Source organism: Rectinema subterraneum, from assembly GCA_009768935.1.
Taxonomy (GTDB): domain Bacteria; phylum Spirochaetota; class Spirochaetia; order Treponematales; family Rectinemataceae; genus Rectinema; species Rectinema subterraneum.
This window is the reverse complement of the sequence record WESA01000001.1, coordinates 169,146-183,003: the sequence shown is the minus strand read 5'-3', so window position 1 is coordinate 183,003 and position 13,858 is coordinate 169,146. Positions and strand designations below refer to the sequence as shown.

Sequence of the window (13,858 nt, the reverse complement as noted above, 5' to 3'; positions counted from 1 at the left end):
CTCAAGGCGCGGCCGGTCTTCCTCTCCACCGAGAGCCATATTCGCGCGCACTTTTTCATCTGCTTTGTGAGTTTACTCCTCATGCGCCTCTTGGAATATCGCCTTGACTGGCAGTATTCCGCCGCGGCGATGCAACAGGCCTTGGCGAGTGCCTGCGGCACGAGCGTGGGGAAGAACCTCTATGTCTTTGATTACTACGATGCGGTGCTTGAGGCGATTGGGAAGAATCTTGGGATTGATTTTTCAAAGCAGTCGCGTACCTTGCAGGAGATTCGCCATCTTCTTGCCCAGACAAAGCGAAAACACTAAGGAGATGCATTACAGATTTTTGTTATGAACCAACACACGCTATTCATTATTAAATAAGATATTACAACACTTTTTTAATGCAGGAACTGCAAAAGTCAGGCTATTTGTATGCGAATATTAAGTGCTAGATAAATTTTTCTCTCCTCCACTATGCGCACAAACTCAGCGCATTCGCCTTCGAGGCTTGCACCAGGCGGCGCTCTCCATCTGTCAAGAGCTTTTTGGCTCCTTCTGACGTATCGCCGACTCCCACCTCGTCCTCGAGATGAGGAAGATAGCGATGAACGAGGCGGTGTAGTTCGAGAAGAGGTTGCCCCAGAACACGGCGTAGTACTTGAGGTACTTTTCTGTCGCCAGGATGAAGAGGTAGCGAAGGAACCATATTCGCAGGACGCCAAGCACGAGCGGCACCCTGGTCTTGCCGAGCCCGATGAAGGCCCCTTGGATCGTGATAGTCACGCCGAAGCCGATCACTGAGTAGGTGTAGATGTGAAGGGCGCGGTTCGCGATCTCAAGCACGTCGGCCCGCCGTGTGAAAAGAATCGTCAGGTGCGACGAGAGCGGTACGATGACGGCGATGACGATTGCCGCGGTGATTGCGCTCAGGACCGCGCCTCCAACGAGCGACTTTTTCGCCTTGCCGGGATTCTCGGCGCCGATATTCATGCTCACCATGGTCGTGACTGCCGAGCTGAAGGCTCCCGGCAAAATGAAGGCTACCTGCGTGATGTTGTTCGCGATGCCCTGACCATTCAGCACAACCGGCCCGTATTTTTCAACTTCAGTATTTATAAGGAAAAAACCGAGATTGAGTATGAAGGTGTTAAGCATGGCTGGGGCGCCAACCTGGAAAAGCTGGCGCACGGCCATCATATCGAATCGGAAACCCCTCAGCTCGAGCCGGTCCGGTCCTTTCTTTACAAATAATTCCCAGAACATCCAGACGGTTATCAGGATATTTGCAGCGAGTGAGGACAGCACGCAGCCCACGATGCCCAGCCTGAGCGCGTAGATGAACACGAAATTGAAAAGGATCTTGAGCGCCAGCATGAGCACCATGCGGATAAAGGGCGCCTCGGGCTTTCCATTCGCGTTTTTCAGGCCGTTGTAGATCGATTCAAGGAACGAGAAAGGCAGAACAAGCGCGTAGAGCGAGAGATAAAGAAAGACGTTATGTGAAATCTGCTGATTGATCCGCGCGGAGATTATAGCAGCCGCGACCACGAGCAGCGGCGCCGAAAGGCAGCCAAGTATCGACCCCATCACAACAATCTGCGTCGAGGTGCGCTTGGATTCATCAAAACTGCCGCGCCCGTTCAGCTGTCCTATAATAGCCATCGCCGCCACACTCAAGCCTTGCGCAAGCGCCATGGCCATATTGATCACCGGCTCGCTGAACGTCACCGAGCTTGCCACAAGCGTTCCTGCGATATTGTTGATAAAAAGCCCGTCCATCAGCGGCATGAGCGCCTGCACGATGCCAAGCATGAGCGTCGGCGCAGCGAGGAATAAAAGCGTTTGCGAAATCGGGCCATTCAGAATACGATCGCGCCGTTGTGCCGTCGATTGATGCAGAAACGCAAGTTCCATTTATTGAATCCTTGTTGTATCCTGATACATGTACTCGCTTTTATCCGGAGAATCAAGATGACAGGGACAATTCGCATACCGCGCAAGGCTCTCGAGTATTTCTGTACCAAAGTCTTCATGAAGCTCGGCCTCAGCCAAGACGAAGCGGCCGATTCCGCGGAAATATTGGTTGCCGCCCAGCTCAAGCAGATTGGCGAGGAGCTGGAAGTGCTATTTCCTTCTGCAATTTGAAATAATCAGATGTATCGCCAATGAGAATCGCGCCTTTCAACCGGCCGTTTTCATAAAAGAGCTTTCTGAACGACGAGCCCTCGCGCTGGGATTCTGTTCTTGTGCCAAGCCCCACAGCGATATCCCCTATCGATGCGACCTCGATCCCCACGACCTTGAGCTTTGCGCTCATGATACTCCCGTTGTAGACAGCATCCTGGCCCGCGATAATCGCGCCCGCAATCTCTCCCTGTTCCTTTGCGGCTGGCCAAATGCCGTACAACGTGCTCCTGAACTCGGCGCAGTCGCCTGCGGCGTAGATATTGCCGATATTTGTGCGAAGCTTTTCGTCCACAATGATTCCCCTGCCCACATTGACTCCCGAACCTTCAAGAAAGCCGACATTTGGGCGTATCCCTGCCGAGACAACAATGATATCGGCTCGAAGCACAGTGGCATCAGTGCAGGTGATACAAAGCCCTTCCCGGTCGGCATCGAGTGCGGCAGCCTGCTTGCCGGTCAGAAAGCGCAGCCCTTTTTCTTCAAGAGACGCTTTCAAAAGCAGTGAAGATTCTGCATCGAGCTGTTTGGGGAGAAGCCTATCAGCGATTTCAATAACCGTGGTAGTGAGCCCCCGGGAGGTGAGTGCGAATCCGGTTTCAATGCCAAGAAGGCCCCCGCCGATGATTGCGGCAGTTCGCACATGTTGTGCTGCGGCGATAATTCGATCCGCATCCTCTTTTGTGCGCAACCGAAAAACGTTTTTCAGATCAGGCCTGAAGAAGGGCGGCGTTGCGGCGCTCGCTCCCGAAGCGACAAGCAGCGCATCGTAGGATATATCGCCCTTGGACGTGATAATCTTGTTTTCTTGAGGAGTAATAGAGAAGACTTTTGCGCCGCTCACAAGCTCAATATTGAGCTTGTTGTACCATTGCTCGCTTTTTATGGTGATCTGTTCGAATGAAACCTTTCCGGCAAGGTAATCCAGAAGGCGTGGCCTCGAATAAAATGGAGTGTTTTCATCCGAGAGCATTGTGATTTCGCAGGAAGCATCGAACTCGCGGATCTTCGTCGCTGCTGAAGTCGCCGCGATACCATTTCCGATAATTACAATTTTCATACAAGTATCGTTCCTTTTTTATCAATATATAAAAGATTATTAAATTAGTCAAGAATTGCATAGTGTAATGAACCTTGCATATGCTTCAATGCATTGTTGATGTACATGCAGGCAGCAAGGAAAACATGCAATCTTCTCTATACGATAGGTTCTACCCCGAAATCCTGGCTTCTTCCATTGAAGAAAACATATCCTGAATTTCGCCGGAGATTTCCTGTTTGAGACGTTCTTTTTCGAGCCAGAAGGGATTGTCGGGGTTGTAGATGACGGGCGAGCCTATGCTGACGCGGCGCGCTTTCTTGTTTACGGCGATTGGGACAAAGGTGAGTGGCTGGCTGTGGCGTGAGTAGTACATGCGCGCAAGGTGCAAAAATCCGGTATAGAGGTCGCCGAGCTGGGTGTTCTTCGCGGTGCTGGGAATTTCCGGGAAAATGAGAATGTTTTTGCCCTGTTCGAGCATGTTGAGGCTATATTGGAGCGTGCCGAGAATCTTTCTCGAGTTTCTGTAGACGGGAATTGCGCGTAGAGCCTGCATGATGGCGACGCAGGCATAGCATATGATCTTCGATACGATTGCATTGAGCCGGGGGCCCAGTTTGAGTGCTGCTTCGGTGAAATCCTTCTGGAGATAGGCCGCGCACTCGCGCCTGGACATGATTTCGTGCGTGACCCATGGATATGCCCGCACCGGCAAGGTCGAAAGAAGGCTCACTGGTCCGAAGGCGCCCTCATGATTGGACACAAAGACAAGGGGCGATTTGCAGCGCTCGATATTTTTTGTGCCGCAGATTTTTATGCCATATATGATGTAGCGCACAAAATAGAAGCCTGCGTTGAAGAAAATGCGTGCGGTCAGGTTCATTTTCTCGCCGTCTTTGGTCATGTCCATGCTCTGCGAGTAAGCAAATTCGCTCTAAATATGATTATATCAAAAATTCAGTACCGAGTGAAAATGTTTTTTGATGAATTCTTCTGGCACTGGCTTATGCATTACGCATGTATGCACTTTATAATCCAGCAGCCCAGCAAAGCAAGAATAAATATCCAGATCAGCACTACCACTGCGCCTGCACGCCAGTTTTTCGACAAGGATACTGGTTCGCGGATGGCTTTGCGGGCACAATCGCGCACAAGCTCTTTTGGCACACTGCGCAGGGTGAACGCGATGAGCAGCGGCAGAATTATAGCGTCGTCGAGCTGTCCGAGAATCGGGATAAAATCGGGAATGAGATCGATCGGGCTCAGAAAGTATCCGAGCGCCAGGCTTCCAAGAAGCTTCGTCTTCAAGGGAATGCGGCCTGAGCGAAGCACATAGTAGAGAATGCCCATGCGTAAGCGCATGCGTTTTTTGGATCTGCGCAGCCAGTGGTTCCATTTTCCGCGCCAATTGCGGTTAAGTGAATGGCGCCCGCTTATACCAGCCTCGATCACCGCTATACGTTTTCTCATTGATTCCCCAATATAGAGTAATTTGACTATAACTCTAGCTTAGAACTGGCCGCGATTCAAGCTCGGATATGAGCCGATAGGCCGAGCTGATTATGGCTAAAGCAAATTGTTTATCTCGAAGGAACATATGAAAAATCGGAGATAACCACCTCGTACGGCCCTGGCCCCTGTGGCGCCTTCCCTCTGAACAGCCAGAGATTGATTCGTAGCCTTGCCCGCCCTGGCTCTGGAACGCGGCCAGCGTATTTCCAGTATTCGCTCAGCTTGCCGTCGCAGTACAGCACAAATTCGACCAGGCCTTTGTCCCATCGCATTTCGAATGTGTAGCTTGCGGCTTTGGGCAGATTGAAGGCGTGCTGGTTTCCGGGGACATCGTAGGGCTGGACGGTGAACCATCCGTTCGGCCCGTCCTTGACTCCCCATCTCGAAATCTCGATATCGATTTCGCGGTTGAAAGCCTCCGGCGCCTTGTCCCACGTGAAAAATCCGAATACGATATTGGGGTCGAGCGAGCTTTCGGAGCTCGAAACCGTAAATCGATAGGTACCGTAGCCAGCGTCTTTTTTGGCCATCATTTCGGAAGCGGTCCAGACGTTGTCGCGCTTTTGCAAGGTGAGGTGAACGCTGCCCTGTTCATCCACCCACACCTGATCTGGCGAATTACTGAATGTATTTGGTCCCGGATCGACAGGGCCGCTTGTCTGTCGCAAGCCCCAGGCAATACCGCCAAATATGATATCGCGCGGACTGGCTGCATACGCAGCTGCAGGAAGAGTGATCAGCATCATAAAAAAAGGCAACCAGCCAGCATATCTCAACAGATTCCTTTTCCCAGATCGATGCACTGCAGTACCTCGCTTTTTTCTAGTCTAGATCTCGTCATATTCCCGTGCATCACGCACAAAAGTCAACCCGATTTCGCAGAGACAACTAAATATAGTATAGTCTGAACATGAATCATCGCGAGCGCCATGCTAGGCTTTTCAATCGCATTGCCATACCCTACAGCTGGTTTTTTGCCGGCCAGACGCGATCGTATGCCCGATGTTTCGATATCGGAAGAACAGCCCTGCCGTCGCCGCATGACAAGCGGGCGCTCGATATCGGCTGCGGCACAGGGGCGTTCACGTCTGCGCTGTGGGCTGAAGGATGGGATGTCGAAGGCATTGATGTGGCTCAGGAAATGATTGTGCACGCGGCAAAATCCGGTCTTCGCTGTTCGGTGGTCGATATCCTCGGGGCGCATGGCATAGCCGATGCATCATTCGACCTCGTGAGCGCGGCGTATGTCGCGCATGGCTTGCCTCTGGAAGACCGGCTCATCCTCTATCGCGAATGCAAAAGAATCAGTAAGGATACCGTGCTGTTTCACGATTACAGCGAGAACAAGCGTCTCCTTACCAGCATCGTCGAATATCTCGAAGGCGGCGACTATTTCAATTTTATTCGCACAGTCCGGCAGGAGCTTGCTGGCAATTTTTCCGATGTAAAAGTACTGAGAGTTGGGCCGCAAAGCGCTTGGTATATCTGCAAGCCATAAGGGGGTTATCGAATGAATTCAGGCTATCGGTCAGGGCTCATGCCCGAAAAAGGATATCTGGAAGAGAGGCTCACATGAAAAATCTCAATATCGCAGTGATTCATGGCCCCAATCTGAACTTGCTCGGCACGCGGGAACCGGGCATTTATGGTGCAGAAACACTTGATCAGATCAACAAGGAAATCGAGCAAGAGGCGAAAAAGTGTGGCGCAACCACCGAGTTTTATCAGTCGAATATCGAAGGCCAGCTTGTCGATTACATACATAGCTGCGCGGGGAAAATCGACGGCATCGTCATAAACGCGGGCGCGTACACCCACTATTCAATTGCCCTTCGGGATGCTATAGCCGCGGTCAATATTCCAGCTGTCGAGGTGCACCTTTCGAATATCTACAAGCGTGAAGAGTTTCGCCATACTTCGGTTATCGCGCCTGTCTGTATAGGGCAAATTTCGGGGTTTGGAGCATACAGCTATATCCTTGGCTTGCATGCATTGCTACATGCGCTCGGACAGGCTTCATCGTGAGACCAAATGCCGCGCTTCAGGAATCAGGCCCCCTTATATCCTGAATCCCAGGCTCGCTCATTACATCCTAAACGCCAGTCCTGCTTCCAGGCTCAGGGTATTGAGCGTATTCGATCCAGTGTCGAGTGGGCTTGAGCCGTTGCTTATAAGGCTCATGTAGTATGAGAGCGCGTACCGCCCCCTCACCCAGAGCCAGAAATCGGGAGCTAACTCGGCGTACAACGATGCCTCAGGCCCGACGAGGCCGCCCAACCCCGTGTATGTGTTCGCAGCTGAGGTATTGTCCGTGACATCGAGAAGGCTGAGCCCGAGACGAGCGCCAATATTGAGACGCACAGGTTTGAGCGCAAGAGAATACCCTATCATCACCATGTCGTTCATCTGCAGGCGCAAACCTTTGCTTGGCGCGGCAATGAAGAATTCAAGTTCCAACCCTGACAGCATCGATGAGCCAGTGGAATTCGCTGATTCTATTCCAAGACTGAAATTCAAAGGGCCTGTCCAGCTTGTCAGAGAGGGAGCGAGCGCGCCCGAAAAGGTCGGATAATCATAACCGATAAAAAATACATTGAATCCTTTTGGTTTTGCAGCTTCTGGTTGAGCCTGCGTCTGAGGCTGCGTCTGAGCCTGCTGGGCAATCTGCTTTTCTGTCACCCAGGCTGGCGTGACGGTTTTGGGATCTGCGCCTTGGGCAAAAAGCGCACCAGCAAAGACCGCGCACAATGCTGCGGCAACTAGCATACGTTTCGCGTTCATTTTGCGCCTCCTGCCTGCTCGATAGCCAATGTGAAGGTGACAGGCACAAAGATTTCGACATACATCTTGTTGTCGATGCGATAGCTGCGCCGGATTCCATCTATTTTAATTTGGCTTTTGCCGGCCGCTGCGGCATCATTGATTGCGGAAAAGAGATCATCACTTTTTTGAACCGGCTTTCCATCAGCTTTGGTGATGATATCCTGAGGAGAAAAGCCTGCTTTTTCTGCAGGGCTCTCTTTGAAAACCCACGAAATGATGATACCCCCTGACTGCAGAATACCGGCTGCCTGAGCCTGCGCTTCGCTTAATGGGCTCAACGAGGCTCCGAAACGAACGTTCGGAAGGCTCACCTTTGCACCGCGAGCTTTGGCAAGCACGAGGATTGCTTTGCCAAGGCGTTCGGCTGCATCGCGCGTCGGCGTCCGGATCGATGCCGGATTCGCGTTGGCAATACCGACCAGAAGCCCCCATTTGTACTCTTTGTTAAGCACAGGGTAATGCTCGAGCAGAATATATGACACCTGATCGAAGGGGATAATGAGGTTCGCGCTCTTTATGAACGAACCTTCGGTCCACGACCATTTCGCCCTCAATCCATAGGGGTCGACATCCAATTCCGAAAAAGGAATCCCTGCCGTGAATTCTACCATGGCATTCTGAAGGTTCTTGATGGCGCCGACAGCTTCTCCTTCGGACCAAGAGGAATCGAAGGTTGTAAGATAGGTCTCATCATCATAGATTTTTGGCCAGATATCGGACTTAGGCGCCGCGACTCCAGGCTGCGCTGCGGCTTGCTGAGGCGCTGGCAGTGCGCCGGAAGAGGAGGCCACCGCGGCTTGGGATTGCGGCGCGCTTGGCGCTTGCGCGGATGGCGCGCTCGCACAGCTCATTGCCAGGAACAAGACGCTCACAAGAGCTGCCCACCAATAATGCTTGAAAAGGCTCGAATGCTTCATGCTGCGCCTCCTTGGGCCGATTGTACCGGCCTTATATATGCATATCTCAATATGTGCGCATATGTGTAAGCATACACCCATCAGTGCCTGTGTCAATGGTGGGCTAGTTGTGGGCGACGAAGCATGAAGGATACAGCTTTAAGTTGAGAACATTATCCAGATTATTGCACTGCGATATCTACACTCGGACGCATGGATGCTGCAACCGAAAGCGCGCCATGCACCGGGTGTTCCAGAAATTTCTGCATGAGCGCCTCGTCCTCGCCTTTTCCCTCTGCCCACAAGGGCTCAGCCTCTTGCATCAATATGTAATCGTAGCGTGAAGCCCACTTGCGCGCACCGAGCCGTGCAGTGATCGAGCAGTTGTCGACCATGTAGGCTACACCCTTGAAATGCATGAACGGGTTGAGCGAGTCGACTGCTTCAATGACCGATTCATTGACAATTTCGGAATATGCATGGCCTTTTTCAGCAAGCAGATCGATTTGTGCCATCATGCACGCGATATACACGCCTGCGGTAAATGGCTCCAGCGGAATTGCCGCTTCGTTTCGTTGTGCGCGGACTTTTTCGCCTGTTTTCCACATGAAGGTGCCGTCGATTTTGGCCATCGGCATTGCCTCGATGCGCTTGTTCGCAAGAATCACCGAGCGGATTTCATTGCCAGATGCGACCTCGTCGTAGATTTCTCTGTGGATTTCGTAGTTCGGTCTGTATGCGGCGCCATAGGCTTTTCTGAAAATTTCTTTGTCTTTTTCTGACAAGGAATTATAGACTCCAATCAAGCCTTTGCGGCTGATGGTCTTCGAAATCGGCCCTGTGATGCTCTCGGTGGCATGGACAAAGGCTTCTTCCGGCGACATGCCTTGCGCCTGGTAATGGCGGAAGAGGAATTCGACAATGCCATGCACGGCTCCCAGCAGAACAGCCCGCTCTCCGAATATGTCCGAAAGGTACTCTTTTTCGAGCGTTGTTTGGAATGTGAAAGGCGCACCGATTGCAATAGACCAGGCGAGCGCATAATCGGTTGCTTTACCGTCGATATCCTGCTCGACTGCGAAACTGGTATTGATCCCGGCCCCATTGATGTGCTTTCCCTGCTCATACAGCCTGCGCACCGAGGGTCCCATCCCTTTGGGGCATACGCCAATGACATTGATATTAGCGGGGAACTTGTCGCCATGTATCTTCAGAACGGCGAGCAAAAAACCATGCGACAGACCAAGCGTCGCACCCGGTTTGAGTGCCTTGAAAATCTGCGGATAGAGCTCAGCCTGGGCTGCATCCGAGATGAGGAGCAGCACGAGATCAGATTCTCTTGCAACATCCATCATCTCGCCTAGCGTGCCATTTTCTGTTCGGAAGCCGGCAGCCTCCGCCAGTTTCCAGGACGAAGAATTCTGCCGCAGGCCAACCTTGACGCGGATGCCAGTGCCTTCGAGCGAATCTCTCAGGTTCTGCGCTTGTGCAGGGCCCTGGCTCCCCCAACCCAGGACCCCGATTTGGCGAATTCCGTCAAAAGCCTTCGGCAATAGGGGAAACAGATGGCGACCACCTCGCACCACGTATTCTTCGTTCGGGCCAAATTGCACTTTTTCGACCGCAAACACTCTGGATTTGAATGTCGTATTCATTGCCTGCCTCCTCTAACGGAATATTTTTGCGAATGTATCAGAAATAGACAGGGAAGTAAAGCCTGACAAGTGACAAAATGTATAAATATTCTTTGCTAAGCTTGTGTAAAAGTACTCATTCTGCCCATGCTTTGACAAAATTTCAAAAAGTGTTATAGTGCAAAATATGGCACGCAGATGAGGGCTATCAATTCTAAATTGCTCCATGTGGCCGTGAAGGAGATAACTTTGATCAGCAGAGAACTAAAAGCATTGGTAATAGGCGATCTATCAGCTCGAATCCCTATAATTCAGGGTGGAATGGGCGTGGGAATATCGCTGTCGGGGTTGGCTGCGGCCGTTGCGAATGCGGGCGGGATCGGGGTTATTGCGGCAGCGGGGATCGGCCTTCTCGAGCCCGATGGATTCAAGGACTTTCTCGGAGCGAATATTCGCGCCCTCAGGCGGGAAATACGAAAAGCAAGGTCTCTTACCAAAGGTGTTCTCGGCGTCAACATTATGGTTGCCTTAAGCAATTTTGCCGACATGGTCAGAACAGCGATAGAGGAAAAAATCGATATCATCTTTTCAGGAGCCGGGCTCCCGATGAACCTCCCTGAGTATTTGCATGGCAGCACGACAAAATTGGTGCCCATTGTTTCTTCGGGAAGAGCTGCTACCTTGCTCGCACGGCGATGGCTGGAGCGATACAACTACCTGCCCGATGCGTTTGTTGTTGAAGGGCCAATGGCCGGAGGGCACCTGGGCTTCAAGGCAGAGCAACTTGAAGACCCTGCATTTGCGCTTGAAAATATTGTTCCTGAAGTGATTCAGGCTGTCCGTCCTTTTGAAGAAAAAACGGGAAGGAAAATTCCTGTCATTGCGGGCGGCGGCATCTACACGGGCGCTGATATTAGAAAATTCATTGAGATGGGCGCTTCGGGAGTCCAGATAGCGACCCGGTTCGTAGCGACGAACGAGTGCGATGCCTCGATCAAATTCAAGAATGCGTATATTGAAGCCAGCAAAGAAGACTTGAGAATAATAAAAAGCCCTGTCGGCATGCCCGGCCGGGCAATTGACAACAAATTTCTTGATGATGTAGAGCAAGGAAAGAAAAAACCATTCACCTGCCCCTATCATTGCATCATCACCTGCGATGTAGAAAAAGCGCCGTATTGCATTTCGCTGGCCTTGCTCAACGCACAGAAAGGCAACCTGGAGAATGGATTTGCGTTTGCAGGGGCCAATGCATGGCGAATTGAAAAAATAGTCCCGGTTCAGGATCTCATGGACGAGCTTGTTGAGGAGTATGAGGCAAGTTACAAGGGATGACTGGCCGCTACAGCAACCGGAAATAGAAATCGAGATATTTGCGTCAGTCTTGTAGACTCCAGGTCGAGTGGCTATACTTTTCTGCGGAGGAAACTATGCAGAAAATAAGCAGATTTACTTTGTCGCTTTTGGCTGTCGCGTTCATCGCGTTTGTCCTGCCGTTGGCGGCGATTGCGGGCGACAATGCCCTCACCATTACCGGGACCGTCGTCGAGGTACAGAAATACGGCAACCTCACCGTGGATATCAAACCCAAGGCGCTCTACGACGCCGGCTTTGCGCTTGGCGATGTCCTGAACGTGACTATTGGCGGTAACGTGCTCAAGATTCCGTTCTGTACATCCTACAGCGATGTCGACACCGGAAGTCTTGTGGTGCGGGATGACCAGAAGAATAATTTGCTCGTTGTCGCCATAAACATGGGTAATTTCTCGACCAAGTACAACGCCAAAGTCGGCGACACCCTGACCTTCGGGCTGGCCGAAAAAGCCGGCTACCTGTCGGAGTACCTGATCCGCCAGCTCAAACGCACAAATGTTCGCTCAGATTATGCAGCCGATTCGATTTTTGCCAACTTCCGGAGCATCGCTACGACGGGCATCAAGCCTGGTCTTGTATATCGGAGCAGCAATCCGATCAACAACGAAATTGGCCGCGCCGCCTACGCAGACGCCCTTGCGCAGGCTGTCGGCATCAAGACGGTCCTCAATCTGTCTGATTCCGAAGCAGACATTCAAAAGTATCTCGCAGCGCCCGGCTTCAAATCGAACTATTACAAGTCGCTCTATGAGGCTGGCAAGGTAAAAGCGCTGAACATGGGCGTCGATCTGACCGCTCCGGAATTTGGCGCGAAATTGGCAGAAGGCCTTCGCTTCCTCATCCAGAACGATGGGCCGTACCTGCTCCACTGTACTGAAGGCAAGGATCGTGCGGGATTTGTCAGCGCAGTGCTGGAATCGCTGATGGGTGCCAGACTTCAGGAAGTAGTTGCAGACTATATGATGAGCTACGAAAATTATTATGGCGTTAAAAAAGGTACCGACCAGTATACCGCAATCGCTAACAGTAATATTGTGACCTCGCTGACTACCGCGATGAGTGGGCTTCCGAAGGGCACCGACATCTCTGGTATGCCTCTGGCCAAATTTGCCCAGTGGTATTTGCAGAGCATCGGTTTGTCCTCGGATGAAATCGCGGCGCTCAAAGTAAAGCTTTCGGCTAGCGCAGTGCTCAAAGCCCCGAATGTCACCGGCACCGTGACCCAGATCGAAAAATACGGTCATGCCCTCAGTGATATCACAATCGCCGATTTCAACGCGCTCGGCTTCAAGTTCGGAGATATGGTAACGGTCGTGTTCAACAATGGCTTTGTGCTCGAGGCACCGTACCTGGATGGCTACTATGTGAATAATGGCGACCCGCTTGTCCGCGCGTATCCCGGGCAGACCAATATCGCGGTGTGCATCAACTACGGAAAGCTCAATGTGGTCGCGCAGGTTGATGTGGGCAGCAAGTTCACGATCATGCTTTCAAGGCCCGGCGCATATCTGACACAATACGAGATCCGAAGGCTTGTGCGCTCCAACAAGCGCGAAGACTATACTTCGGATGAGGTATTCGCGAATTTCCGGAACATTGCGCTCGGCGGCATTGCGAAAGGTGTGCTGTACCGCAGTTCGAGTCCAATCGACAACCAGCTCGGCCGCGCAGCCTTTGCGGACAGGCTTATAAAAGAAGCCGGCGTTCGTACTATCGTTAATCTCTCGGATTCTGCTGATAATATGAAGAATTACCTTGCGGCAAAAGATTTCGCCTCGCCGTACTATGCAGCTCTCGCCGGCAGCAACCAGGTCATTTTCCTCAACATGAACCTGGCCTTTGCAAGCGACGAATTCAGGGCAAATGTCATCAAAGGCCTTGTGTTTATGGCCGAGCATGACGGACCGTACCTTGTCCACTGCACGGAAGGAAAGGACCGCACGGGATTCTTTGCCGCCCTCGTTGAAGCCCTCATGGGCGCCTCCAAAGACGAGATCGTCGAAGACTATATGCAGAGCTACATCGACTATTACGGCGTCAAGAAAGGCACCGACCAGTACACTTTGATTTCGCAGGATGTTCTTGGCATGCTGAAAGTCATTGCGGGTACGAACGACCTGGACAAGGCGGACCTCGCCGCGGGCGCGAAGAGCTATTTGCTTCAGGGCGGCATGAAGGCCGAGCAGATCGAAGCCTTGAAGGCCAAGTTGTCGACACCAATTGCCGCTTCTGACGCAAGCCCCGCGGGCACCCTCATCAGCGCTATTTTCAATGCAATGCGCCATCAGAGCAGAGAGGTTTTCGTTTCATAATCAGGCGCGCACTGATCCATGTTCATGAACCGAAAAAGGGGCTGCCCGAAAGTCGGGCAGCCCCTTTTGTATAACAGAGCATGAGAGTGTGGGGTGCCG

Annotated in this window: 13 protein-coding genes and 1 pseudogene; 6 read left to right on the top strand and 8 right to left on the bottom strand. The window is 51.9% G+C overall.

All coding sequences use genetic code 11. From position 1 onward, the window contains the following. Positions 1-309: pseudogene (locus GAP13_RS00820) on the top strand (hypothetical protein); the annotation flags it as partial. A gap of 210 nt (positions 310-519) precedes the next feature. Here the strand turns inward: GAP13_RS00820 and GAP13_RS00815 are convergent. Further along, entirely contained in the window at positions 520-1,899 is a 1,380-nt protein-coding gene (locus GAP13_RS00815) for an MATE family efflux transporter (protein WP_158905207.1), read from the bottom strand. Between the two features lie 57 nt (positions 1,900-1,956). Here GAP13_RS00815 and GAP13_RS00810 point away from each other — a divergent pair, with 57 nt between their 5' ends. Continuing rightward, positions 1,957-2,130 carry a hypothetical protein gene (locus tag GAP13_RS00810; protein ID WP_158905205.1) on the top strand — a complete coding sequence of 58 codons (174 nt, stop codon included), beginning with the start codon at positions 1,957-1,959 and terminating at the stop codon, positions 2,128-2,130. Here GAP13_RS00810 and GAP13_RS00805 read toward each other — a convergent pair. The 4 genes from GAP13_RS00805 to GAP13_RS00790 all read right to left on the bottom strand — a co-directional run bounded on the left by GAP13_RS00805 (position 2,081) and on the right by GAP13_RS00790 (position 5,466). After that, positions 2,081-3,229 (bottom strand): NAD(P)/FAD-dependent oxidoreductase, encoded by a 1,149-nt coding sequence (locus GAP13_RS00805; protein WP_158905203.1) that lies wholly within the window; start codon positions 3,227-3,229, stop codon positions 2,081-2,083. The two genes, GAP13_RS00810 and GAP13_RS00805, sit on opposite strands and share 50 nt — an antisense overlap. Before the next feature lie 151 nt (positions 3,230-3,380). Continuing rightward, positions 3,381-4,118: a lysophospholipid acyltransferase family protein gene (locus tag GAP13_RS00800; RefSeq protein WP_158905201.1), complete on the bottom strand. Its 738-nt coding sequence runs from the start codon at positions 4,116-4,118 to the stop codon at positions 3,381-3,383. 101 nt (positions 4,119-4,219) lie between these two features. Next, positions 4,220-4,678 carry a YkvA family protein gene (locus tag GAP13_RS00795; protein WP_158905199.1) on the bottom strand — a complete coding sequence of 153 codons (459 nt, stop codon included), beginning with the start codon at positions 4,676-4,678 and terminating at the stop codon, positions 4,220-4,222. 110 nt (positions 4,679-4,788) lie between these two features. Continuing rightward, entirely contained in the window at positions 4,789-5,466 is a 678-nt protein-coding gene (locus tag GAP13_RS00790) for a glycoside hydrolase family 16 protein (RefSeq protein ID WP_158905197.1), read from the bottom strand. Positions 5,467-5,630: 164 nt separating this feature from the next. On the opposite strand from GAP13_RS00790, the gene GAP13_RS00785 reads away from it, so the two are divergent. After that, positions 5,631-6,218, top strand: coding sequence for a class I SAM-dependent methyltransferase (locus GAP13_RS00785; protein WP_158905195.1), 588 nt, complete (start codon positions 5,631-5,633; stop codon positions 6,216-6,218). Between the two features lie 74 nt (positions 6,219-6,292). Beyond that, positions 6,293-6,745, top strand: coding sequence for a type II 3-dehydroquinate dehydratase (aroQ, locus tag GAP13_RS00780; protein WP_158905193.1), 453 nt, complete (start codon positions 6,293-6,295; stop codon positions 6,743-6,745). 60 nt (positions 6,746-6,805) lie between these two features. Here aroQ and GAP13_RS00775 read toward each other — a convergent pair whose 3' ends face one another. From GAP13_RS00775 to GAP13_RS00765, 3 genes are all read right to left on the bottom strand, one after another. Next, positions 6,806-7,501, bottom strand: coding sequence for a hypothetical protein (locus tag GAP13_RS00775; protein WP_158905191.1), 696 nt, complete (start codon positions 7,499-7,501; stop codon positions 6,806-6,808). Then, positions 7,498-8,460, bottom strand: coding sequence for a PDZ domain-containing protein (locus tag GAP13_RS00770; RefSeq protein ID WP_158905189.1), 963 nt, complete (start codon positions 8,458-8,460; stop codon positions 7,498-7,500). Before GAP13_RS00770 ends, GAP13_RS00775 begins: the two co-directional genes overlap by 4 nt. A gap of 161 nt (positions 8,461-8,621) precedes the next feature. Then, complete coding sequence (locus GAP13_RS00765) at positions 8,622-10,094, bottom strand: ketol-acid reductoisomerase (protein WP_158905187.1); 1,473 nt, start codon at positions 10,092-10,094, stop codon at positions 8,622-8,624. A 177-nt stretch (positions 10,095-10,271) separates the two neighbouring features. Between GAP13_RS00765 and GAP13_RS00760 the strand changes: the two genes are divergently transcribed. Together GAP13_RS00760 and GAP13_RS00755 are read left to right on the top strand one after the other, a co-directional pair. Then, positions 10,272-11,408, top strand: coding sequence for an NAD(P)H-dependent flavin oxidoreductase (locus tag GAP13_RS00760; protein WP_158905185.1), 1,137 nt, complete (start codon positions 10,272-10,274; stop codon positions 11,406-11,408). Between the two features lie 95 nt (positions 11,409-11,503). After that, positions 11,504-13,759, top strand: coding sequence for a tyrosine-protein phosphatase (locus GAP13_RS00755; protein WP_158905183.1), 2,256 nt, complete (start codon positions 11,504-11,506; stop codon positions 13,757-13,759). The last annotated feature ends 99 nt before the right edge of the window (positions 13,760-13,858 follow it).

Coding starts and splice junctions, on each gene's coding strand:
- GAP13_RS00815 (WP_158905207.1), bottom strand. CDS start 1,899: ATGGAACTTGCGTTTCTGCATCAATCGACGGCACAACGGCGCGATCGT.
- GAP13_RS00810 (WP_158905205.1), top strand. CDS start 1,957: ATGACAGGGACAATTCGCATACCGCGCAAGGCTCTCGAGTATTTCTGT.
- GAP13_RS00805 (WP_158905203.1), bottom strand. CDS start 3,229: ATGAAAATTGTAATTATCGGAAATGGTATCGCGGCGACTTCAGCAGCG.
- GAP13_RS00800 (WP_158905201.1), bottom strand. CDS start 4,118: ATGGACATGACCAAAGACGGCGAGAAAATGAACCTGACCGCACGCATT.
- GAP13_RS00795 (WP_158905199.1), bottom strand. CDS start 4,678: ATGAGAAAACGTATAGCGGTGATCGAGGCTGGTATAAGCGGGCGCCAT.
- GAP13_RS00790 (WP_158905197.1), bottom strand. CDS start 5,466: ATGATGCTGATCACTCTTCCTGCAGCTGCGTATGCAGCCAGTCCGCGC.
- GAP13_RS00785 (WP_158905195.1), top strand. CDS start 5,631: ATGAATCATCGCGAGCGCCATGCTAGGCTTTTCAATCGCATTGCCATA.
- aroQ (WP_158905193.1), top strand. CDS start 6,293: ATGAAAAATCTCAATATCGCAGTGATTCATGGCCCCAATCTGAACTTG.
- GAP13_RS00775 (WP_158905191.1), bottom strand. CDS start 7,501: ATGAACGCGAAACGTATGCTAGTTGCCGCAGCATTGTGCGCGGTCTTT.
- GAP13_RS00770 (WP_158905189.1), bottom strand. CDS start 8,460: ATGAAGCATTCGAGCCTTTTCAAGCATTATTGGTGGGCAGCTCTTGTG.
- GAP13_RS00765 (WP_158905187.1), bottom strand. CDS start 10,094: ATGAATACGACATTCAAATCCAGAGTGTTTGCGGTCGAAAAAGTGCAA.
- GAP13_RS00760 (WP_158905185.1), top strand. CDS start 10,272: ATGAGGGCTATCAATTCTAAATTGCTCCATGTGGCCGTGAAGGAGATA.
- GAP13_RS00755 (WP_158905183.1), top strand. CDS start 11,504: ATGCAGAAAATAAGCAGATTTACTTTGTCGCTTTTGGCTGTCGCGTTC.